General features: G+C 41.8%; 19 protein-coding genes, 1 tRNA gene and 1 pseudogene. 10 read left to right on the top strand and 11 right to left on the bottom strand.

Annotation, left to right across the window (positions count from 1 at the left end):
• Window positions 1–165 precede the first annotated feature (165 nt).
• Both cpcD/petH and QUD05_RS13005 read left to right on the top strand, forming a co-directional pair.
• A complete protein-coding gene (gene cpcD/petH / locus QUD05_RS13010) occupies window positions 166–1512 on the top strand; it encodes a bifunctional rod-capping linker CpcD/ferredoxin--NADP reductase PetH (protein WP_289799952.1) in 1347 nt (448 codons plus the stop codon).
• Window positions 1513–1759: 247 nt separating this feature from the next.
• A pseudogene (locus QUD05_RS13005) lies at window positions 1760–3046 on the top strand (homoserine dehydrogenase).
• A gap of 422 nt (window positions 3047–3468) precedes the next feature.
• Here QUD05_RS13005 and QUD05_RS13000 read toward each other — a convergent pair.
• On the bottom strand, window positions 3469–3849 hold the full coding sequence (locus QUD05_RS13000; RefSeq protein ID WP_289796419.1) for a hypothetical protein: 381 nt from the start codon (window positions 3847–3849) through the stop codon (window positions 3469–3471).
• Between the two features lie 29 nt (window positions 3850–3878).
• Here QUD05_RS13000 and QUD05_RS34390 point away from each other — a divergent pair, with 29 nt between their 5' ends.
• The 4 genes from QUD05_RS34390 to QUD05_RS12990 all read left to right on the top strand — a co-directional run bounded on the left by QUD05_RS34390 (window position 3879) and on the right by QUD05_RS12990 (window position 4948).
• Window positions 3879–4238, top strand: coding sequence for an IS1 family transposase (locus QUD05_RS34390; RefSeq protein ID WP_502911393.1), 360 nt, complete (start codon window positions 3879–3881; stop codon window positions 4236–4238).
• A complete protein-coding gene (locus tag QUD05_RS34385) occupies window positions 4235–4426 on the top strand; it encodes a hypothetical protein (protein ID WP_502911392.1) in 192 nt (63 codons plus the stop codon). Before QUD05_RS34390 ends, QUD05_RS34385 begins: the two co-directional genes overlap by 4 nt.
• Window positions 4413–4571 (top strand): IS1 family transposase, encoded by a 159-nt coding sequence (locus tag QUD05_RS34380; RefSeq protein WP_502911391.1) that lies wholly within the window; start codon window positions 4413–4415, stop codon window positions 4569–4571. The genes QUD05_RS34385 and QUD05_RS34380 overlap by 14 nt, the downstream gene beginning before the upstream one ends.
• Before the next feature lie 221 nt (window positions 4572–4792).
• Complete coding sequence (locus tag QUD05_RS12990; protein ID WP_289796418.1) at window positions 4793–4948, top strand: hypothetical protein; 156 nt, start codon at window positions 4793–4795, stop codon at window positions 4946–4948.
• A 216-nt stretch (window positions 4949–5164) separates the two neighbouring features.
• Here the strand turns inward: QUD05_RS12990 and QUD05_RS12985 are convergent.
• From QUD05_RS12985 to QUD05_RS12960, 6 genes are all read right to left on the bottom strand, one after another.
• Window positions 5165–5236, bottom strand: a tRNA-Lys gene (locus tag QUD05_RS12985).
• Window positions 5237–5299: 63 nt separating this feature from the next.
• Complete coding sequence (locus QUD05_RS12980) at window positions 5300–7549, bottom strand: sensor histidine kinase (RefSeq protein ID WP_289796417.1); 2250 nt, start codon at window positions 7547–7549, stop codon at window positions 5300–5302.
• Between the two features lie 340 nt (window positions 7550–7889).
• Window positions 7890–8453 (bottom strand): hypothetical protein, encoded by a 564-nt coding sequence (locus tag QUD05_RS12975; protein ID WP_289796416.1) that lies wholly within the window; start codon window positions 8451–8453, stop codon window positions 7890–7892.
• Entirely contained in the window at window positions 8453–9691 is a 1239-nt protein-coding gene (locus QUD05_RS12970) for a glycoside hydrolase family 10-like protein (protein ID WP_289796415.1), read from the bottom strand. The genes QUD05_RS12975 and QUD05_RS12970 overlap by 1 nt, the downstream gene beginning before the upstream one ends.
• Window positions 9692–9922: 231 nt before the next feature.
• Entirely contained in the window at window positions 9923–11395 is a 1473-nt protein-coding gene (glcD, locus tag QUD05_RS12965; RefSeq protein WP_289796414.1) for a glycolate oxidase subunit GlcD, read from the bottom strand.
• Between the two features lie 61 nt (window positions 11396–11456).
• On the bottom strand, window positions 11457–12344 hold the full coding sequence (locus QUD05_RS12960) for a WG repeat-containing protein (RefSeq protein ID WP_289796413.1): 888 nt from the start codon (window positions 12342–12344) through the stop codon (window positions 11457–11459).
• A gap of 171 nt (window positions 12345–12515) precedes the next feature.
• Here QUD05_RS12960 and QUD05_RS12955 point away from each other — a divergent pair, with 171 nt between their 5' ends.
• Window positions 12516–13223 (top strand): Uma2 family endonuclease, encoded by a 708-nt coding sequence (locus tag QUD05_RS12955; RefSeq protein WP_289796412.1) that lies wholly within the window; start codon window positions 12516–12518, stop codon window positions 13221–13223.
• A 53-nt stretch (window positions 13224–13276) separates the two neighbouring features.
• Here QUD05_RS12955 and miaA read toward each other — a convergent pair whose 3' ends face one another.
• Window positions 13277–14182, bottom strand: a complete 906-nt coding sequence (miaA, locus tag QUD05_RS12950; protein WP_289796411.1) for a tRNA (adenosine(37)-N6)-dimethylallyltransferase MiaA — start codon at window positions 14180–14182, stop codon at window positions 13277–13279.
• A 214-nt stretch (window positions 14183–14396) separates the two neighbouring features.
• Here miaA and gyrB point away from each other — a divergent pair, with 214 nt between their 5' ends.
• The gene (gyrB, locus tag QUD05_RS12945) at window positions 14397–16334 is read left to right on the top strand and encodes a DNA topoisomerase (ATP-hydrolyzing) subunit B (RefSeq protein ID WP_289796410.1); all 1938 of its coding nucleotides are present in this window, start codon (window positions 14397–14399) and stop codon (window positions 16332–16334) included.
• 1665 nt (window positions 16335–17999) lie between these two features.
• A complete protein-coding gene (rpoD, locus tag QUD05_RS12940) occupies window positions 18000–19169 on the top strand; it encodes an RNA polymerase sigma factor RpoD (RefSeq protein ID WP_094353188.1) in 1170 nt (389 codons plus the stop codon).
• A 131-nt stretch (window positions 19170–19300) separates the two neighbouring features.
• On the opposite strand, the gene QUD05_RS12935 is transcribed toward rpoD, so the two are convergent.
• The 3 genes from QUD05_RS12935 to gyrA form a co-directional block, all read right to left on the bottom strand.
• Window positions 19301–19486: a CAB/ELIP/HLIP family chlorophyll-binding protein gene (locus QUD05_RS12935; protein WP_289796409.1), complete on the bottom strand. Its 186-nt coding sequence runs from the start codon at window positions 19484–19486 to the stop codon at window positions 19301–19303.
• Between the two features lie 307 nt (window positions 19487–19793).
• A complete protein-coding gene (locus QUD05_RS12930) occupies window positions 19794–20258 on the bottom strand; it encodes a GNAT family N-acetyltransferase (protein ID WP_289796408.1) in 465 nt (154 codons plus the stop codon).
• A gap of 8 nt (window positions 20259–20266) precedes the next feature.
• On the bottom strand, window positions 20267–22819 hold the full coding sequence (gyrA, locus tag QUD05_RS12925; RefSeq protein ID WP_289796407.1) for a DNA gyrase subunit A: 2553 nt from the start codon (window positions 22817–22819) through the stop codon (window positions 20267–20269).
• A 283-nt stretch (window positions 22820–23102) separates the two neighbouring features.
• Here gyrA and QUD05_RS12920 point away from each other — a divergent pair, with 283 nt between their 5' ends.
• Window positions 23103–23507: a response regulator gene (locus QUD05_RS12920; RefSeq protein ID WP_289796406.1), complete on the top strand. Its 405-nt coding sequence runs from the start codon at window positions 23103–23105 to the stop codon at window positions 23505–23507.
• The last annotated feature ends 222 nt before the right edge of the window (window positions 23508–23729 follow it).

Raw genomic sequence — 23729 nt, 5'->3', positions numbered from 1 at the left:
TGCATGTCTTTGGTGAGTGTACTTAGCAAGGCATTAATTTAATGATGCCGTTTTTCCTTCAGGGCCAGTTTTGTGAAACGAAAATCCGGTAAACTAAAGCTGGCATGGGATGGGAATAGTTTTTTTTGAAAAACGGTTAAGTAAATTATCGGAGTGGTAGAACGAATGTACAATCAAGGTGCTGTTGAGGGTGCTGCCAACACAGAATTAGGTAGCCGCATCTTCCTTTATGAAGTAGTGGGTTTGCGTCAGAGTGAAGAAACCGATCAAACTAACTACCCAATTCGGAAAAGTGGCAGTGTGTTCATCAGAGTGCCTTACAACCGCATGAATCAAGAAATGCGACGTATCACTCGTCTAGGCGGCACAATTGTTAGCATCCAGCCTGTAACTGCGCTACAGCCAGTTAATGGTCAAGCCTCATTTGGAAGTGCTACAAGCGTTGTCAGCGAGTTAGCTACATCTGGGGAAACTGCTAACAGTGAAGGGAATGGTAAAGCCACACCTGTAAATACTCATAGTGAAACCAAAGGTTTTGCTAAACCACCAGCTGAAGAACAGCTCAAGAATAAGGACAAGAAAGGCAACACCATGACTCAAGCGAAAGCCAAAAAAGACCACGGTGACGTTCCTGTTAACACTTACCGTCCCAATGCTCCGTTTATTGGCAAGGTAATATCTAATGAACCGCTAGTCAAAGAAGGTGGTATTGGTATTGTTCAACACCTCAAATTTGACATTTCCGCCGGGGATTTGAAGTATATAGAAGGTCAAAGTATTGGGATTATCCCACCAGGATTAGACAAGAACGGCAAGCCAGAAAAACTGAGACTCTATTCCATCGCCTCAACTCGTCATGGCGATGATGTGGATGATAAGACAGTATCACTGTGCGTCCGTCAATTAGAATATAAGCACCCAGAAACTGGCGAAACAGTCTACGGTGTTTGCTCTACACACCTGTGTTTCTTAGAACCAGGGGCAGAGATAAAAATTACTGGGCCTGTGGGTAAGGAAATGTTGTTACCCGAAGATCCCGAAGCTAATGTCATCATGTTGGCAACTGGAACGGGTATTGCCCCGATGCGGGCTTATCTGTGGCGTCAGTTTAAAGATGCAGAAAGAGCAGCTAACCCAGAATACCAATTTAAAGGATTCTCTTGGCTAATATTTGGTGTTCCCACAACTCCAAACCTCTTATATAAGGAAGAACTGGAAGAAATTCAACAAAAATATCCTGATAACTTCCGTCTGACTGCTGCCATCAGCCGGGAACAAAAAAATCCCCAAGGCGGTAGAATGTACATCCAAGACCGCGTAGCGGAACATGCAGATGAATTGTGGCAGTTGATTAAAAACGAAAAAACCCACACCTACATCTGCGGTTTGCGGGGTATGGAAGAAGGTATTGATGCAGCCTTAACAACTGCTGCTGCTAAAGAAGGCGTAACCTGGAGTGATTACCAGAAGCAACTCAAGAAAGCTCATCGCTGGCACGTAGAAACCTATTAAGTTAGTCATTGGTCATTAGTCATTAGTTTTAGACAAAGGACGAAGGACAAAGGACAAATGACAAAGGAAGCAGGATAATCAGTAGGTAGGGCAAACGCTCTACCTACAATTGTTTTGTTATGAATATTGTAAATAGCTGAGGCAAGAGTTCTCAGTTCTGAAGAGTAGAGTACTAAATAATACTTGTTACTACTCAGCACTCAGCACTCAGCACTCAGCACTAAAAAATAAATTGGGTGCAAAATTTGTGGGTGTGAAACTAGGAATACTGGGATTAGGCACCGTGGGAACGGGAACAGTGCAGTTGTTGCAAGATAGCGCTGGGCGTCACCCATTGTTGCAAGAGATAGAAATTTATCGGGTGGGAGTGCGATCGCTAGATAAACCCCGTGCAGTAGAATTGTCTACGGAAGTCTTAACTACAGATTTAGATTCTATTGTCAACGATCCAGCGGTAGATATAGTTGTCGAAGTGATGGGCGGACTGGAGTAAGCGCGATCGCTAATTCTCAAAGCTTTAAGTAATGGTAAGCATGTAGTCACAGCCAATAAAGCAGCGATCGCCCGCTTCGGAGCGGAAATTTTCACAACTGCTAATCAAGCTGGCGTCTACGTCATGCTAGAAGCCGCCGTGGGTGGTGGGATTCCGGTGATTCAACCTTTGAAGCAGTCTTTAAGTGTTAACCGAATTCATACTGTAACTGGCATTGTTAACGGTACAACAAACTACATCCTGACACGGATGCAAACAGAAGGCAGCAACTTTAATGATGTCTTAGCTGATGCCCAACGTTTGGGTTATGCTGAGGCTGACCCCACTGCCGATGTGGATGGCTTAGACGCAGCTGATAAAATTGCCATCCTGGCATCATTAGGCTTTGGTGGACGCATCAACCTCCAAGATGTTTATACTGAGGGGATTCGGCAAGTCAGCAAAACAGATATTGCTTACGCCGAAAAATTGGGATTTGTGATTAAATTGTTAGCGATCGCTAAACGTGATACTCCCTCATCCCCCCTTTCCGTCAGAGTTCATCCTACTTTAGTGCCTCAAGCTCATCCTTTGGCTAGCATCAATGGGGTTTACAATGCCATTCTTGTCGAAGGAGAACCCATCGGGCAAGTAATGTTTTTTGGCCCCGGTGCTGGTGCTGGTGCAACCGCCAGTGCTGTCACGTCAGATATTTTGAATTTAGTTGCTGTCCTCAAAACTAATACAGCAGTTACAAATCCATTATTAGCTTGTGGGCATCAAGAATATTGCCAAATTGCACCGATGGCAGAATTGATAACTCGATTTTACGCCCGTTTCCTCACCAATGACCAACCTGGAGTTATCGGTAAATTGGGGACTTGCTTTGGCAACTATGGCGTTAGCTTAGAGTCAATTGTCCAAACTGGCTTTCAAGGAGAACTAGCAGAGATTGTAGTTGTTACCCATGATGTGCGAGAAGGCAATTTTAGGCAAGCTTTGGCAGAAATTCAGAATTTCTCAGCGATTGAAAGCATTCCCAGCTTACTGCGTGTACTTTGAGATTAGTTGAGAGTCAATAGTGTTCAGTTCAGGCAAGAGATGCGATAAATCATCGGTCTTTGCGATTTAGAAGCAAGTGTAGAAGTTTATACAGCAATACGGTTCAGTTAAGCATTGTTTTCCTCTCTCTGTTCCCTCTGTGCCTCTGCGGTTCGTTAAAAAAATTGACTTTGATAAAGAGTTTTAGCCTTAACTGAACCGTATTGGTTTATACAGCAGATTGCAACTTCTCTACGTTCGCGCAGCGCGTCGCAGACAGAGGCTACGCCAAGGTGAAGTACAGATGATGGTAGGGGCACAACATGTTGTGCCCCTACCCATGTACTTCATTTACCTGAAATACGCTGTAAATTAATTGGTGGAAAATATCAGTTATTAGCAGCAAATGAGCGCGGACATTATCCTGAGTCTAGGCGTAGTTATTACTCTCTAAATTGTGCCGCTGTAATTGTTACTGGTGCTTTATCTTTGATTTGTCTGAATAAGAAATTTTGATAATTTCCGTCTTTCTCAGCATATTTATATGCTTCATATCGAAAACCATCTAGTTTTCCTTCAGATACAAGTTTATTCCAATCATTCCCATTTATTCTTATAACGTAAGTTGGTGTACAGACATCATATTTTACATCTGTAGTAATATTTCCTTTGTACCAACCTATTGTTGGTGCTTCTTGAGTAAACCATCCATTTTCAACAGTTGCAGCTCCTTGATTAATGATTTTTTCACAATTTTCTTGAGCGAATGCTTGTGGAGTAAACAAGAATGTCAAGCTACTTACAAAAAATGCTAGGCGTTGCATAATGGCGGTATGAATTGAGGTAAAACTGGATGGAATGTCCGCGTTGTGGGTCGTCTCATATCCGTAAGAACGGAAATAAAAGAGGTAAACAGAATCACATTTGCTGTAATTGCGATCGCCAATTTATTGATCGGTACGAACCACCTCAAGGATACAGTGATGAAGTGAAACGGGAATGCCTGAAAATGTACGTTAATGGTATGGGATTTCGTGGCATTGAACGGGTCAAAGGTGTGCATCACACGACATTGATTACTTGGGTAAAACTTGTAGGAGAACTGCTACCTGATGTTTATGATCCAGAGACAATTCCAGAAGTTGGCGAACTCGATGAACTAGAAACGTTCGTCGGCTCAAAAAAAACAAAGTTTGGCTTTGGACAGCAGTGAACCACTTCACACAAGGTATTTTAGCGTGGGTTTTGGGCGACCATAGCGCCGAAACTTTTCGACCGTTATGGGATATTGTAGGTACTTGGCAGTGCTATTTCTATGTCACGGATGGATGGTTGGTCTATCCAGGCTTTATTCCAGAGGGCGACTCAGATTGTGAGCAAGACTTACATGACACGAGTTGAGGGGGAAAACACCCGGTTGCGCCACTATCTCGCTCGATTGCATCGAAAAACGCTATGTTATTCCAAATCAGCACAAATGCTGAAATACTCGATTCGATTGCTACTTCACTATCTCAAGTTTTGGGATGTTCCAGTTTCAGTATGATTCATACCGCCATTATGCAACGCCAAAATGCCAAAAACACTAGAATCAGTCGTGTAATTCTGGTGATACTTTTCATGATCTTTCTACGTATAGATAAATACACAGAATAAATTATCACTCATGAGAAAAAGATACAAGGACAGTTAAGACAGTTAAGACATTCAAACTATATTTAATAAAAATTTTAGGTTTAAAGAAAATTGATTCGCAGCACGTTAAGAATGACCGACAAAATCACTCTCATGGATGCTTTAAACTTAACCTTGATTTTTGAAGTTTTTTTACCTGTTATAGCAATTACTGCCGTAGGACTTGCAATTTACTTCATTATGCAAGCCCTACCAGAAGATGGATTTTTTAAACTTGGATTTGACTAATCCCAAGAAGAAACAGAAGTAAGTATAATCTCTATTTCGTCACATTCTAAACGTCCAGTGGACAAGCAATACATTCCACTAGACTGCTAAGAGCAAGGGAGATTTTTAGTTAAATTAGTCAAAGGTTTACTGGTATTTATCCCCGAAAATAGGGGCTTTAAAAGGTTGGTACTTGCTCGATTTAGGCAAGGGTAAATTCTGAAGGGCTGAAGAGAGTGGGTGACGAGGGAATCGAACCCGCAACCAATAGATTAAGAGTCTACTGCTCTACCGTTGAGCTAGTCACCCACACGAATAACAATGGTAGCATAACTTTTGACAATTTAGCTAGTGCTATGCCCAAAAAAGGAATTAAAAGGGGAATTTGACAGTGAAGGTGGTTTGACCTGCTGCACTCTCTACATAAATTGAGCCGCCTAAATGTCTGACCATTTTTTGCACTAATGCCAATTCCAGCCCTGTGCCGCTATGTTTCCAAGGGTCGTGTTTGGAAAGGTGATAGAAAGGTTCAAAAATCCGCGAGAGTTCATTGCTGGTAAGCTCTATTCCCGAATTGGTAATATTAAGCTCGACTGTATCCCCGATCAACTGAGCAGAGACTGCGATCGCTTCCCCGGCTGGGGTATATTTGCAGGCATGGTTGAGCAGTTCGGTGACAATCCGCTCCAAATCAGTGATATCTGTCTCCAAAGGCGGCAGCGCCCGATCGACAGTCAGGTTTAACTGCTGTCGCTGGCAGTTGGTGAGGTCTCGAAAAGACTCGATAATGGGATGAAGCCAGCTTTGAAAGTCAATGGCAATCAAGGTTGGAGGATCGGGTTCGGCTTCGAGATATGTGAGTGTGAGTAGGTCGTTAATTAACTTGCTTTCTCGCCCACACTCGTTATGCAGAATCTGCAAGAGTTGCGGCACTATTTCTATTTCTGATATTTCTGCTGGTGTGAGGACACTTTCGAGAGTTTGGACTGCAAGGCTAATGCTTGTTATGGGTGTCCGCAGTTCTTGGGACAGGGTTCTGAGAAATTGGTTTTTGAGGCGATCGCTTTTTTCTAGTTCTTTTACCTGTACCTGGTTTTGTTTGTAAAGCTGGGCTTGACGAATGGCGATCGCACATTCATTTGCTACCTGCTGCATTAGCTCAATTTCAAATTCGTCAAAAGCCTCTTGTGATGGTCTTGTCAACCAAATATTTCCCAAAATCCCTTGAGTATCGAAAATTGGACAAGCCATCTGAGACATAACTAGCAAATTTGGTTGCCATTCCGAGGCCATTTCCAAAAATTGCAATGGTTGTTTTTGCAACAGCGGCTGATAAACTTCAAGATAGTCTGCAATCTGTTTGGTTAATCCTTGACATTGGGGCAAATTAATGCTGTATTCGTAAGCAATAGTAACTAGAGTTTGGCAGGTACTGTAGAGTTCAATTTGGCAACGCTCAAGGTTTAGTAACTTTGCTAATTCCTGGGTAAGTGTCTGCAACACCTGAGTTTGATCCAGACTGTCGCGGATTTGTTCTGTCATGCGTCGCACCAAGGCTTCAAAGTTTCGCACCTGCTGCAACTGATTTAGATGTTTCTGTTTTTGCAACTCCATCTTGGCTTTGAGATCCTGGAGTTGCTGATGAAGTTCTGCCTGTTGGACTGCAATACCGATTTGAGTTGCCAACTGCTTGAGCAAGTCAGTTTCCGTTTGCTGCCATTGACGCGATTCACGGCAATGCTGGGCAATCAATAGTCCCCACATATCTTGCTCTTGGAAAATCGGCACGACGAGATTGGCTCTTATCTGCAAAGATGTCAGGAAATCTATATGGCAAGGATGCAAGCCGGCTGCATAAATATCTTCAACAACTTGAATGCAACCTCGTCCGTAGTGTTCTGGATGTTTGCCACTGAAGCAGGGATCGGTGATGTTTTTTCCCAACAGTGGATCGCTGGCAGCTACAGTTGATTCGGCAATGATTACTCCACTACCATCAGTCTCGAAGCGATAAATTAACACGCGATCGCAATTCAAAAACTGTCGCAGTTCAATTGTAGTCTGATGCAGAATTGTCTCTAATTTTACAGATTGGTGAATCCGTCCAGCGATCGCTTCTAGTAGTTGTTCTCGTTCAACCTGGAGTCCAACTGCTTGCTCTGCTTGCTTCACAGAGGTAATATTACTACTAGTACCAATCAATCGATAAACCTTGGAGTTAGAATCTTTTAGTGGCGTGAGAGTCGTACTCCACCAAGTAGGAACTCCCTGGAATTGCAAACATTGTTCGTAAGAAATAGTTGTGCCGAAGCTTACACAGTCCACATAATGTTGACGCACCTTTGCAGCATCAATAGCAGAGAGGATATCCTCTGGCTTTTTGCCCCGGAGATCGTCTGAGCGAATCCCTATCCACCGTTCATGAGTGGGATTAAGGGCCACATATTGAAAATCTCCATCCTCCAAAACATCAACTACAAATATTGATGCCTGTACAGAATCATACATGCTGAGTAGAAACTGCTCGCTACTACTTTTTTCATCTACTTCTGTGCCAAAAAGAATTTGAGGTGGCGATAATTTTGTCAACTCCATAGTTGATTCCACTGGATTTATATTCATGCGAGAGTCCCACTCTTGTATTACTGACTCTTCTAGGCGCTCTTTTGTCGTTAAGCTTGTAGTAGATGCACTTTAGCGCCTATAGCAAAGTATTGTCAGCTGTTGCTCATCGAAATTTTGATCTTTCTCTACTTCTTGTCAGAAATCTAGGAAAGCTAATAGGAGTCAGCTTAACAAAATCCTGCTTTTTGAAGGTGAAAATACATTTGCAGGTTAGGGCAAACTTACTGAAATTTTTTAACGGTTTTTCAAGATTGTTGCATATATCTAAGTGCAAACCTCAGTATACATGAATTAAATTTATAATTCTTAATAAAAATGCGCTCGCGTCTGTGGCAACTTACAATCGCAATTTGTAAGCATTGATTCCTGTGAGGATACCAACCAGCAGCCAAGTGATTCCTAATCCGATGACTTCACCTAAAAATAACTGGCTTAAGTAGCGCCAGATTGTTCCCACAGCAGAACCCACAGGGACAGCAACAGCCCAACTTGCCGCAGAAACAAATATCCATCGCCATGCTACAGGCTGGGGAATTGCTAACCATTGTGCTAATCCAATCCCCAAACCGCCAAAAGCTCCATAAACCGCCCCTGACAAGATTCTCACGGGAAGAATCTGAGTGCTAGGTACAATCCAACCCACAGCACCAATACCGATCGCAGTGATAATACTCCAACCCAAAAGACTTGACAAAATCCACCTGATACAAAATATAGGTTGTTTGAGAAGACAACCTTGAGGAAGTGCGATCGCAAATCCGCCAATAGCAGCCTCTACCACCCCAACATCTGGCTTTTCGCCGACTTCAATTAAGAGTAAACTCAATAAAAATCCGCCAAAAGTAGCTAAAGTCCACAGCAACGTAAAGCCAAATCTAGTATTGTTAGGCGCGAATGGCATCAAAGTTTCTTTGTTTGTAATAGTCTGACAGTTTTTGCATTAAACATCTCAAAAAAACCTTTGCGTCGCTGTTGTGGTGATTCCGGTACGATGTAACCCCACAGACTCTCCCAGTAGAAAAAGGAGATACCATCAAAATTGCGATCGCGTACTACCTGAACCTGTTCTCTAACTTGTGCCATTTTCACCGGATTACCTACCGTTCCTGTGGATATACCAATACCTACAGGAATTAGACTTTGAGCCAATTTTATAGATGGTTGTTCCAATTGAGCGATAAAAGACTTTTTGTCGTTTCGATACACCTGCAAAATTAACTCATTAACTAAACCTTTTTTTACCCAATTTTCCCAATCTTGCAAATAGTATTTATAAGCAAAAGCTTGATAGTTGGGAGACAGAGATATTTTGATTTTGGGCTTAACTGCCTTCACAGCTTGATAGATTTCTGCCATAAAATCAGTAATTTTATCTGCCCGCCACCGCATCCATTCTGGGTTAAAAGGGTCGGTAGGGGGACTTTTGCCTTGATGTTCTTGCTGGTATAGTTCAATAGTGAAGCGATCGTAGCCGAACTGTACAGGCATCCCAAAATGGTCATCAAGCTGAATACCATCCACATCATAATCCCTTACTACTTCTAAAATTAACCCTTGAATAAACTCTTGTACTTGTGGATGTAAGGGATTCAACCAAGCTTGTTTAGTTATTAAAAGATTGTCGATTTCTTCTGGTGGAGCATCTTGAATAGAGTTTATACCTTCTTGCCCAATTGTCAACCAGTCAGGATAACGCCTTGCTAATTGTGAATAATGCGGCGTCATGAACCCGTATTCAAACCAGGGAATGACTCTCAAATCTTTATTTTTGGCAAGTGTTACTATTTTTGCTAAAACATCCTGTCCACCGTGCATGAAGTTAAGCAAAGGTTGAGTTTCTGATCCTGTAGTTATTTTGGCTACAGTACTCTTGTAAAAAGTATGTCCTCGGTTCCAAACTACAGGATAAATCGTATTAAAGTTGAGAGTCGATAATTGATTTATGGCACGGTTAATACCCCAAGGGACAAATAGTACACCACTAGCAACATTAGTAAGCCAAACGCCGCGAATTTCTGTAGTTAAAGGACTGGTTTTTTGGGAATAAACTGGCAGTGAAGAAGGTAAAAAACCTGTTAAAGCGACTACTAATCCCAAACACAGCAAGTAAGCAACACAACGGCGAGCAACCCGATTCATTTGTAAGCGTGACCTAGTGCGATCGGAATATGTATATAACTACAAAATAAAGTTGTAATCCTCCGGATGATGTAAAGAAATGATGATTCAGAATTCAGGAGTCAGAACTCAGAACTCAGGAGTTAGAGGTCAGAATAGTTGAAACAATACGGAGGAAATTTTGGTTATGAATCTACTTAACAATACCAAAACCTGATAAATTATGACTCCTAACTCCTAACTCCTTTCTGCTTAAAATCTTTCCACACCTTCAAATTGTTTTAGTGCCGATGCATTTGCTGCTTCACCACAAGTTCGTGGTGTGGGGAATATCTTTTCAGGATTTGCTAACCCTTTAGGATTAAAAACTTGCCGTACCCATTGCATAGTTTCTAAATCAACTTGGCTAAACATCTGTGGCATATAACACCTTTTCTCTGCACCGATGCCATGTTCACCAGAAATACTACCACCGACTTGGACACAAAGTTTAAGAATTTTTCCACCCATCTCTTCTACTTGCTCTAATGCTCCATGCACAGAATTATCATAAAGAATTAGCGGATGAAGATTGCCATCGCCAGCATGAAATACATTAGCAACCCGATAACCGTATTGTTTACTTAATGCCTCAATTTCATGTAAAACATAAGGCAACTGAGTCCGAGGAATTACACCATCTTGTACATAATAATCTGGGCTTAAATGTCCAGCAGCAGCAAAAGCAGCTTTGCGCCCTTTCCATAATTTCAAACGAGTTTCTGGGTCAGTAGCAGAAGTGACATTCCGCGCCCCATTCTTTTTACAAATTTCGGTAACTCGCTGCTTATTCCCTGCAACTTCCACTTCTAAACCGTCAATTTCTATTAGCAAAATAGCAGTAGCATCGCGGGGATAACAATTAGTTGCTACAACATCTTCAACTGCATTGATGCTAAAGTTGTCCATCATTTCCATACCACCAGGAATAATCCCGGCACTGATGATGTCAGAAACAGTTGCTCCAGCAGCTTCAATACTTGTAAAATCTGCCAATAGTACACAAATTGATTCAGCACTTTTGAGAATTCGCAAAGTAATTTCTGTGGCAATTCCTAAAGTGCCTTCAGAACCAACAAAAACACCTGTTAAATCATAACCAGGCATTTCTGGAATTTGTCCGCCCATATCGATAATATCTCCTTCCGGCGTGACAATTTTTAATCCTAAAACGTGGTTAGTAGTAACACCGTATTTTAGACAATGTACGCCACCAGAATTTTCCGCAATGTTGCCCCCAATCGAGCAGATAATTTGGCTAGAAGGGTCAGGAGCGTAGTAAAAACCAGCACCACTTACAGCTTGTGTTACCCAACTATTAATCACCCCTGGTTGTACAACTGTCCGTTGATTTTCTAAATCAATGCTGAGGATTTGCCGCATTAATGAGGTAACAATTAGAACAGAATCTTCTACTGGTAAAGCGCCGCCAGATAGACCAGTACCAGAACCGCGTGCTATGAAAGGTATTGAATATTGATTGCATATTTTCACAACTTGGGCAACTTGTTCTGTAGTTCTGGGTAAAACCACCACAGCGGGACGTTGGCGATAACCAGTTAAACCATCGCATTCATATGTAATGAGTTCTTCGCGGCGTTGCACCACACCATTTTTGCCAAGGACACCCTCGAATGCTTTGAGAATGGGCTTCCAGTTACGTTGTTTTTTATCTTGGGTAAGCATAATTTTTTAAAGTTCAAGGTAGATGTTCCAGGCTGGTTAGTATAGCTGTAATTACTATATTTTAAATTCTATCTTCTTCCTCTGTTGTAAGTTCTGACTTCTCATCTCTTAATTCTTTTTTTAGTGATGTATCTATCTCTATATCTTTTAAAAAATTAGAGTTGGGAGAATTGACCATGTGACCTGTATGGTCAATATATTTATGATTTTTGCCAATTCTGACTCGTGCTTGCCCTTTAAAAAACTTGTCAGCACCATCAAACTGAGGAGAGATTATTACCTGCCCTGATAAGTCAATATAGCCCCATTTATAGGCAATTTTAACTGCTGCCAGGCATTCCGAAAATCTATCTACGTAATCAAAATTGGATGGTATAATAACTCGTCCTGATAAATCTATGTAGCCGTATTTCTTGCCAATCTTTACTCGTGCTAGACCTTGGGAAAAGCTCTCAGCCCAATCAAATTGACAGTTGATGACTATCTGCCCTAATGAATTGATATAGCCCCACTTGTAGTCAATCTTTATCAGTGCTAGACCTTCTGCAAACTGCCAAGCCTGAGTAAATTTAGGAGGTATGATTATTTGCCCTCTCTTATCTTTATATCCATACTTTTCACCATTCTTAAATCGCTCTAAACCTAATGCAACGTCTTCCACTTTTTCAAACTGAAACGGAATCGTGATAATCTCTCTATAAACACTTTTGTTGCTAACTTCAAATCGCGTTACCTCATAAGAAAATCTTTCAGGCTTATCAAACTGTGACTGAAGAATCATCGTCCCCATCTGGTCGATGTAGTCAACTTTATGACCAAGCTTTACTTGTGCTATTCCATTGAAAAATTTTCCAGCCTCATCAAACAGAGGTGGAATAACTACTTGTCCTTTTTGATTTTTGTAGCCCCACTTGTCCCCCTCCTGGAATGGCCTCAAGCCCTTGGTCATTTAGTTTGCCTACCTTTTATTTTCGTACTAACACAAACCTCTTATTGTCAATAATGGCACAATCATCTCCTAAAGCCAAAAATAGTGTGTCCACTATTTTTGGCTAACTTGCATCCTCTCATCCCCAATGAACTAACCTAGAAATAACGCTTTCAAATACTGGACAAAATCATGGTTCAGGAAGTTCTAATCAATAATGATGATTACTATGTGCCAGATGCCAACCAACTAGTCACTGAAGATGATACACCTGTGGACAATTTTGCTTCGGAAAAACAACAACGCCTGTTGGTTGGCTCTCTTTATACTTCTCTACAGCCGCAGACTTTTTTAGCAGCAGCCAATGTCGGGATTTACCATACAGACGGTCAACCCGCAATTGTACCTGACGTTTTTCTCAGCTTAGATGTGCAAGTACCTCAAAATTGGTGGGAAAAACAAAATCGTTGTTATATGGTTTGGCGTTTTGGCAAACCTCCAGAAGTTGTCCTTGAAATTGTCTCTAATCAAGAAGGTGATGAACTTGGCAAAAAACTGAAAATTTATGAACACATGCGGGCTAGTTACTACATCGTATATGACCCAAATCAGCAATTAGGAGAAAAAGTACTACGTGTTTATGAACTTAGGGGAACACGCTACTTTGAAACCTCAGAAATTTGGTTAGAACAAGTTGGTTTAGGTGTAATTCTGTGGGAAGGTGAATTTGAAGGCAGACAGGATCATTGGTTACGCTGGTGTTACCAAGATGGGAATGTTTTATTGACTGGAGATGAACGCGCCGAACAGGAACGACAACGTGCTGAACAAGCAGAACAACGCACCCAATTACTAGCAGAAAGGCTACGGGCTATGGGCGTAGATCCAGACACTCTATAGGACACTAGCTGTAAAGACGCAAGGGCTTTTTACGTCTTTGTATGAGTCAATTATCACGAACTTGTGCAACTTATAAACTCTTTTATACGATGCCAAACCTTCTCTAATAAATTAGGATCGTCTGAATCAAACCATTCAATTTGTGGATATGCTCGAAACCAAGTACGTTGTCGCTTGGCAAATTGTCGTGTATGCAAAACTGTTAATTCTTTCGCTTCATCCAAGGAAATATCCCCAGCCAAATATTGCTTTATTTCTTGATAGCCCAAAGTATTCAACAAAGACAAATCAGCGCCATATTTTTGACAAAGATTCTCCACCTCAGCGACCAAACCATTTGCTATCATTTGCTCAGTACGCTGTTGAATCCGAACATCTAACTTTTCAACATCGCAATCTAAACCAATTTGCAAAATCGGATAATTCGGTGGATTCTCCCCTTGCTGTTCTGAAATTGGATATCCGGTGACGTAAAATACCTCTAATGCTCGTAAAGTCCGCACTGAATCGTTGCCATGAATCTTTTGTGCAGCAACTGGATCAACTTGTTGTAAAATTGCGTAGAGTTGTGGTTGTCCTAGAGATTCAAGCTGCGATCGCAATTCAATCTGTGGTGCAACTCTCGGAATTTTCATTCCTTGGACAATAGAACGAATGTATAAACCAGTACCACCAACTAAAAACAGTGGTGTAACACCAACAGAAGCAATTAAGGCTTGTGTTTGTTTCTGGTAGTCTGCTACTGTCATCGTGTCTGTTGGATCGCAGATATCTATTAGATAGTGCGGCACAAATTTTTGTTCAGCCACAGTTGGTTTCGCCGTCCCAATATCAAATTCACGATAAACTTGACGAGAATCAGCACTAAGAATTACAGAACCCAACCGCATTGCCAAAGCCAAAGCCAAACTCGATTTTCCCGTTGCCGTCGCCCCACAAATCACAATTAATTTAGTCATTAGTCATTAGTCATTAAGCTATTCTCCCCCTGCTCCCCCTGCTCCCTGCCCCTCTGCCTCCCCTGCCTCTCTTGCACGGTACTGCAACCCCAGTATAAACTTCTCTTGAAAATGCCCTACAGACGCCAGCAAGGCTTTTGTGTTACAATTTTGGAGTGTTTTTACTTTTATTTGCCTTTCGGCGATTTCAACCCCACGCATCAGGAGAGTTTACATGACGAGCAGTTACAGTGCCGATCAGATTCAAGTTCTGGAAGGTCTGGAAGCCGTCCGCAAAAGACCAGGAATGTACATTGGTACCACTGGGCCGCGAGGACTCCACCATTTAGTTTACGAGGTGGTGGACAATTCAATCGATGAGGCTTTGGCGGGTCATTGCACTCATATAGAAGTGGATATCAACGCTGATGGTTCCGTGACTGTAACAGATGATGGTCGCGGTATTCCCGTCGATACTCACTCGCGTACTGGAAAATCGGCTTTGGAAACCGTAATGACGGTACTGCACGCCGGTGGTAAGTTTGGCGGCGGTGGTTACAAAGTTTCTGGAGGATTGCACGGGGTTGGTATTTCTGTTGTTAATGCCCTATCTGAAGTTGTAGAAGTTACGGTTTGGCGAGATAAAAAGGTTCATCTCCAACGCTATGAACGCGGTATCCCAGTTACGGAACTGCAAACCAAGCCTTACAAAGAAGCTAGAACTGGAACTTCTGTCACCTTCAAGCCAGATACCCAAATTTTTACAACTAGCATTGAGTTTGATTACATCACTTTATCAGGTCGCCTACGAGAATTGGCGTATCTGAATGCAGGTGTCAAAATTACCTTTACTGACCACCGTTTAGAACTACTAAAAAGCGATACAGCCAAGGTAGAAACCTACGAGTACAAGGGTGGGATCAAAGAGTACATTGCGTACATGAACCGTGAGAAGCAACCACTGCATGAAGAAATTATCTATGTGCAGGGCGAACGCAACAACGTACAAGTGGAAGTTTCATTACAGTGGTGTACTGATGCTTACACGGATAATGTACTAGGTTTTGCTAACAATATTCGCACGGTAGATGGTGGTACGCACTTAGAAGGGTTAAAAGCAGTTCTGACTCGGACATTAAATGCGATCGCCCGCAAGCGCAATAAAATTAAAGAGAATGAACCTAACCTCAGTGGCGAACACGTCCGCGAAGGTTTGACTGCGGTAATTTCCGTTAAAGTCCCAGATCCAGAATTTGAAGGACAAACCAAAACCAAACTCGGTAATACTGAAGTACGGGGAATTGTGGATTCTTTGGTGGGAGAAGTCCTCACCGAGTATCTAGAATTTCATCCTGCCATAGCAGATTCAATCTTAGATAAAGCTATCCAAGCTTTCAAAGCCGCAGAAGCAGCGCGTCATGCACGGGAATTAGTTCGCCGCAAATCTGTACTAGAATCTTCGCCATTGCCTGGTAAATTGGCAGATTGTAGTTCTCGTGACCCTAGCGAATCTGAGATATTCATTGTGGAAGGGGATTCAGCAGGTGGGAGTGCCAAACAAGGACGCGATCGCCGCACTCAAGCAATCTTGCCTCTACGTGGTAAAATTCTTAACATTGAAAAAACCGATGACGCTAAAATTTATAAAAATAACGAAGTTCAATCGTTAATTACAGCACTTGGTTTAGGTGTCAAAGGTGATGAATTCGATTCCAACCAACTGCGTTATCACCGTATAGTCATTATGACGGATGCTGACGTAGATGGAGCGCACATCCGTACTTTGCTGTTAACATTCTTCTATCGATATCAGCGATCGCTCATCGAACAAGGCTTTATTTATATTGCTTGTCCCCCACTGTTTAAAGTAGAACGGGGACGTAATCATGAGTATTGCTATAGCGATCGCGAAAAAAATCAAGCGATCGCCAAATTCCCGGCTAACGCCAACTACACCATCCAACGCTTCAAAGGTTTGGGTGAAATGATGCCACAACAACTCTGGGACACCACCATGAACCCAGAAACTCGTAAAATGAAGCAAGTCGAAATTGAGGATGCCGCCGAAGCCGATCGCATCTTCACAATTTTAATGGGCGATCGGGTCGCACCCAGACGAGAATTTATCGAAACCTATGGTTCTAAACTCAATTTCACCGATTTAGATATCTAATCTCAGCAGTCCTAAATCATTTGTAAAAAACAAGATCCCCGATTTCTTTGATAAATCGGGGATCTTTAACTTTGAAATATTGCTTGACATTCCTGCAACAGATTTTGGTAAAGAATTTATATTCAAAATTTCTGTAAAAACTACCTCTTTTGGATGATGACAATCTATGAAATTTATAAACTTATTGTATTAACATTTTTGATACTACAAATTATGTCGTTAGAGTAGTTGACTTATCACTTGTGTGACAAGCTTATAATACAAAAAATACAAATATTCCAAGTTTCTCTCTGTGTAGTTCATATAATTTGCTAATTGTCAAGATTTTTGAAACAATCAATGCTCGATTGTTAGCAAAACCACCAACTTTGTTGGAAAGTTAGTTCAGATAATACTCTTTGCTCTGATTCGTTGATTAATTTGAACCACCAGCTAGAAACACATTTGTTATGCTTTAAGAAAATAACTGAATATCATCTATCCAACAGCAATTAATAAGTATTTTGAGGATTTCTCATCATAAGATGACAGAAACCTACCGAAATAAAAGTATTGAAATTTACAATTGATTTACGCAAAAAAGCTTTGTAACTAAATCATCAGGTAATCTGCTGGATTCTCTGTGTTCGAGGTAATAGCTGTTGGAAGTACCCACCATAAGGCTGAAAACTTGTTAATATCTTCATGTAGTGCCATGGCGATCGCGATCGTATCGTATGTATCTAATGTACTTTTGCCTAAGATAAGACGATATTGGCAAGTTCGCAGGACAAATTGTTTTTGAATTGATTAAAATATCCTTGTATACAATAAGAAAAGTTTGTCAAGTTTCATAGGGCTGAAATCGCCACAGTGCGCTAACGTGTGAATAAGACCCAATTAGTAAACCTAAATTGATCTTCTATCAGGTCGATTCTGCCACCGCCTCAACTCCTCAGTTAAGGTAGTTAGTACGCAGAAGGTTAACTGCTTTCAGGCAAGCACCACCACCATTGTTGTATTTACCCAAGGACAAGACCCGTTTTAGTCTAAGGGATGCTTAATTTATGAAGGAAATGTAAAAATGGGTAGGTTAAGACGAATAGTCTGAGTTAACATAAAATGCACTCTTTCTCAGTAATTAATGTTGTGTAAAATACATGAAATTCGGCAGACACAAGCATACTTACTTCCTAATGTAATAAGAGCGTCACTGCAATTCCGAAAGGTAGAGAAAAAATTTCCGGGTATAAATCCCGTTTTCAATGTCTTTTTGGTGAAAGTAGCTAAAAGTTACTTAATGAATTCATGATTAATACACAAAAAGAGTGCAATTTCTGTGAAACAGGCTACAATCGGAAGAGTCTTTATACGAAAATCTGCCAACAGTCTGAACTCATTTGTATAGAGTGGCAATTTTTTTGATAAAGGCAAGTATTTTTTTTGACCAGTTAGTTGAAAGCAATATGTGATAGCAACACATATAACATTTACTAAAGTGAGCAAGTCACCTTTAGTATTTGCTTAAACTAAAGTAAAAACCCTCCTACCGGAGGTGTAAAACTTCCGAAAATATCTCTGGCAAATCTGCCAAAAAACTTATTTTCGGTTGGCAATTGGCTCGTTTAAAAGAGCCGTTAACACATCTTGAGTAATTGATTCTGCAAGGAGCATGAGGAACGCGGCATGAACCAGGCTAACAACGTACTCGAAAGCATATATCAGCCTGACCTAGAAATAATGAATCAGCCTGAGCTCGAGTTAGAAGAACTCTTAATAGACGATGAAGAGGACTTGCTGATCATCGATGAAGGTGACGAGGAATTTTTAGAGCCTCAGTCTGATGAGGACGACGCAAAGTCTGGAAAAGCCGCTAAATCGCGTCGTCGGACACAAAGCAAGAAAAAGCACTATACCGAAGATTCCATTCGGCTTTACTTGCAAGAAATTGGTAGAATTCGTCTGTTGCGGGCAGACGAAGAAATTGAATTGGCGCGGAAAATAGCTGATTTGTTGGAATTAGAGAGAGTCCGCGAAAGACTCTGTGAGCAATTAGATCGCGATCCTCGAGATAGTGAATGGGCAGAAGCAGTACAACTGCCACTACCAGCCTTTCGTTATCGCCTCCATGTTGGTCGTCGGGCGAAAGACAAGATGGTGCAATCCAACCTCCGTCTTGTAGTTTCAATTGCTAAGAAATACATGAATCGTGGTTTGTCGTTCCAGGACTTAATTCAGGAAGGCAGTCTCGGTTTGATTCGTGCCGCTGAAAAGTTTGACCACGAAAAAGGTTATAAATTCTCCACCTATGCTACATGGTGGATTCGTCAAGCAATTACCCGCGCGATCGCAGATCAATCCCGCACAATTCGTCTTCCAGTTCACCTTTACGAAACCATTTCTCGGATTAAGAAAACTACCAAGTTGCTATCTCAAGAAATGGGTCGCAAACCTACTGAAGAAGAAATCGCCACTCGGATGGAAATGACCATTGAGAAGTTGCGGTTCATTGCGAAATCTGCCCAGTTACCTATCTCATTAGAAACGCCTATTGGTAAAGAAGAAGATTCTCGATTGGGTGATTTTATTGAATCCGATGGTGAGACACCAGAAGACCAAGTTTCCAAAAATCTTCTGCGCGAAGACCTTGAAAAAGTCCTCGACAGTCTCAGCCCACGCGAACGCGATGTTCTCAGACTGCGTTATGGCTTGGATGATGGTCGGATGAAAACCCTTGAGGAAATCGGCCAGATTTTCAACGTCACCCGCGAACGGATTCGTCAAATTGAGGCGAAAGCACTCCGCAAGTTACGCCACCCAAATCGTAACAGCGTTCTCAAGGAATATATTCGGTAGTCAATTAGTCAATAGTCATTGGTCATTAGTGAATAAACAAATGACAAATGACAACTGACAAAAAAATAAAACCTGGTAGTGAATTAGCACTCCAGGTTTTTTTATTTATAGGTCATCTTGGATATTAAGACTTATAAGATACCCCAAAAATGTAGGAAGCCTTGACCAGAGAAAACCTCAACCAAAACGGCTGCTGAAAAGCCAATCATTGCCAACCGACCGTTCCAAACTTCTGCTTGTGGGGTAAAGCCCCAACGCCAAGCGTTGCGATCTTCAATTACGGGAGTACTGACTTTTGTTGTACTTGCATTTGTCATGGTTAGAACTCCAAATTCAATTTTTAAGGTTTATTGCCTTATGTAAACTAATATAACAAATATTTTGAGAAAGGCAACATTTTTTATATTTTTGTTTCCATGACTTGACATAAATAGTAATAGCTATTTATACAGATTCAAGCATCTGTCTTCAGTAAGATTTCCTGATGTTAAAGAAATGTGATCTAGAATTTTACTGTTATAAAAAATATTATCTTATTGAGAATTATTATCAAATATTTTATTTAAATTGCCTTGTTCACCATATAGTTTGCTATCTTAAGATAAAAATTATTGATAGTTTAAGTCAGTACCAGACAATTTCCATTTCTTTTGCAGTCGAGACAAAACTAAGCTTTTCGTAGACGCGTTTACCATCCTCAGTGGCGTGAAGCCAGAGGCGTTTTGCCTCAGTTGCTCTCATAAAGCTAATAATTTCCTTTAACAAGGCTGTTGCAATTCCCTGTCCTCGCCACATCGGAATTGTATAAACGTTCATAATGTAGGCTTCTAAGCCTGAGAGGTTGCCATTGTAAGGGGGTCGTTGAAAAAATACCAAGCCGCTAGTGGCAACAATTTGACTATCCACTTCAGCTACCCAAGCTAAAAACTCACCCGACGGCATTTTTTCGCCAAGATATCTTCGAGTTGCTTCTGCTAGGTTTGTGATGTCAAAGTCACCTTTAATCTCACCAACCTCTCGCAGAAGTTCGAGACGCAATTGAATTAGCGCCTCTAAATCCTGCAAGTTGGCTTGTCGCAAGTTGAACATTACCTAATTTACGATCGCACTTCAGCCACAGTGATAATTTTTTCATCACGGTTGAGTTGGAGGATACTTTCACCTTTCACATCTCTACCTAAAAGCGGCACTGTGTCCACAGGTATCCGCACTACCCGTTCCTTATTCGTCACTAAGGCTACCTCGCCAGATGCGTTGGCGTAGCCCGCCGTTCGCGTAGCGTCTCGTAGAGAAGGCATCGCTATGACCATACCAGCTAAGTTGTCAGTTTTGCTAGCAAATTTCAGCGCTTGCGTCCCCAAATCACCGCGATTAGCTGCTCTCAACTGACTCGCAGCCATCCGCTTGGCATATCCTTCTTGAGTAACTAAGAGTAATTGGTCATCTTTACCGACAGTGACACAGCCAACCATTTGCTGATTTTTCAATAGTCGAAATGCTTGTAAACCCATCGCTGTGCGTCCCATGACTGGTAATTGTTCATCATTGACTGCAAAGCGCAACATTCGTCCACCGGAACTAGCTAAAATAAGATGCGCCCCTGGAGCGGTGAACTGGGTAAATGACAATTCATCATCATCTTTGAGCTTCAAAATCGTGATGCCGCGCCGAGTTAAGTTAGTAAATTCTCCCAGAGACAGACGTTTAATTCTTCCCTGTTTTGTTAAGAGAATCATCTGCCTAGTTTCAAAATTTTCCGGCAGCAAAAAGCGGCTGACCACATCTTCTTGAGCGCTTTGAGCAGTACTACTGAGCATAGTAATCAAAGGTTTTCCCCGTGGAGAACGTCCAGTGGTTGGGGGAATTTCTCCCACATTTACCGGATAGACTTTGCCGCTACCAGTTAGTATCAGCAAGTCTTTCCCCGTGTCAGTCAACACAGTTTGGATAATAAAGTCATTATCGTGCAGACCATTTTCAGCTTTTGACTTTCTCCCAGATGGCTGAGTGCGGCGGACATAACCCCGTTGGGTAAATTCTAAAATCGCTTCCTCTACTGGTTCAGAAGATTTAAATTCCTCCTCCTCTGCCCCTCTGCTCCTCTGCCCCTCTGCTCCTCTGCCCCTCTGCTCCTCCGCTCTAGACTTCTGCTCCTCTCCAATTTTCGTTCGTCGGGGATCGTTATATTTGCGCTTGAGCGATCGCAAATCTTTTTTCAGCGCCTTGAGTAATTCGCGGCGATCGTTGAGTAATTGCTCCAACAAGCTAATTTGTTCGCTGATTTGCTCAAATTCCTGCTGCAAATTTTGCTGTTCCAAACTCGTGAGGCGGCGTAACGGCATCGCTAGAATTGCATCTCCTTGTACCTCACTCAAATCCAGTTGGTTACAAAGATTAATTTTTGCCGTACTACCATCGGGAGCTTGGCGCAAAATTTGAATTACCTCATCCAAATTAGACAGCGCTTTCAGCAAACCTTCCACCAAATGCACACGACTTTGGGCCTTACCCAACTCGTAATTGTAGCGGCGGTTTAGCGTCTCTTCTCGGAACCTCAAAAACTCCTGCAACAATTGACGCAAACTTAATTGGCGGGGTTGTCCATCTACTATTGCTAGGAGAATGGCCCCAAAAGTCATTTGTAAAGCAGTTTGGTGATACAAATGCTGGAGAACTTCTTGGGGATTGGTATCGCGCTTGAGTTCAATTACTACCCGCATCCCTTCGCGATCGCTCTCATCTCGAAGATCAGAAATTCCTTGCAAACGTCCTTGATTTACTAAGTCCGCTACCTTCTCAATCCAGGCAGCCTTATTCACTTGATAAGGCAATTCTGTAATGATAATTGCCGACCGTCGCTTGCTTCCCCGACTGGCTGGAATTTCCTCCAGAGTCGCGACTCCCCGTAGCAAAATTCCACCTTTACCTGTGGTGTATGCTTCCCGAATTCCCGTCTCACCAACTATTTCCCCACCAGTGGGAAAATCTGGCCCTGGAATTAGCTCAAATAATTTTTCATCTGGCAATTCTGGGTTGTCGATTAAGGCAATTAACCCATCGACAACTTCCCCCAAATTGTGGGGTGGTACATTCGTCGCCATTCCTACAGCAATACCAGAACAGCCATTAAGTAACAGAAACGGCAACTGAGCAGGTAACACCGTTGGTTCTTGTTGGGAATTATCAAAGTTCCCGACAAATTCCACAGTTTCTTCACCAATTTCTGTCAGCATTCCCTCATGACTGATCGGTGCGAGGCGCGTTTCTGTGTAGCGCATCGCCGCTGGCGGGTCATTATCGACACTGCCAAAGTTACCGTGTCCTGCCAGTAAAGGATAGCGGCTAGAAAAATCCTGTACCAGCCTCACTAAGGCATCGTAAACCGATTGGTCGCCGTGGGGATGGTATTTACCCAACACATCACCCACTACACGGGCACATTTTCGATAAGGTCTATCTGGTACTAAACCAAGTTCGTGCATTGCATACAGAATGCGGCGATGCACTGGTTTTAAGCCATCACGCACGTCTGGTAGCGCTCGCCCGACAATCACGCTCATGGCATATTCTAGATAAGACCGTTGCATCTCGGTGTGCAGGGCTGTTGGAATTACCTGTCCCGTTGAGAGAAGGTTTAACTGTTTTGCCATGAGTTTTTTCCCTGAAATTTAACTACACAAAAGCCGATGGAACTCAACACTGCGGCAACCACAGCATAACGGATGAAATGAGATTCATAACAAAATTTTGATAGTCGCAGAAGAAAAAGCAGTAGTATCATCCTTGATGACGAGGATGCAATTGACTATTAAAAAGGATGCACACGAGTATAATCTACATAAACTTAGTAGCCATCATACTTACAATGATTGCATTTCTTAATTTTGAATTCTGGAATTCTTTAATCTCCTCACCTCTATAACTAAAATTCTCATGAAAACTGTTTTAATTGTCGAAGATGATCTAATTAATGCTCGTGTTTTTTCCAAAATTTTGTCCAAGCGTGGCGGCTTGGGTGTAAAACACACTGAAAATGTCGAAGAAGTTATAAAAATTGCCCAATCAGGAGAAGCCGACCTGATTTTGATGGATGTTTCTCTGTCCAGAAGTGTTTACCAAGGCAAATCTGTTGATGGAATCAAGATTACACAAATGTTGAAATCTGATCCGAAAACAGCAAACTTGCCTGTAATTTTGGTGACAGCACATGCTATGGAAGGCGATCGCGAGAACTTTCTCAAGCAAAGCGGTGCTGATGGCTACATTTCTAAGCCAGTTGTTGACCATCAACAGTTCGTTGACCAAATCATCGCACTTCTACCCACAGACGAGAACTAAGAATTAACGACTTATTTCAGGAATACTCGCCCGCAAATGTTTTTGGGCGATAGTTCCTGTATTTATCTAGTATAGATGTACTACGAAAAGGTACTATTAGGCAAGTGCTGAGTAGTGAGTGCTGAGTAAAGAGTTTGGAGTTAGAAGTTTGGAATTAACAGTTAAATATTTGAACTCGTAAACTCAGCACTCCTCACTCATTACTCATTACTCATTACTCAT

This window comes from Nostoc sp. GT001 (assembly GCF_030382115.1).
Lineage (GTDB): Bacteria > Cyanobacteriota > Cyanobacteriia > Cyanobacteriales > Nostocaceae > Nostoc.
The sequence above is the reverse complement of the archived record's forward strand: the minus strand, read 5'-3'. Positions and strand labels throughout refer to the sequence as shown.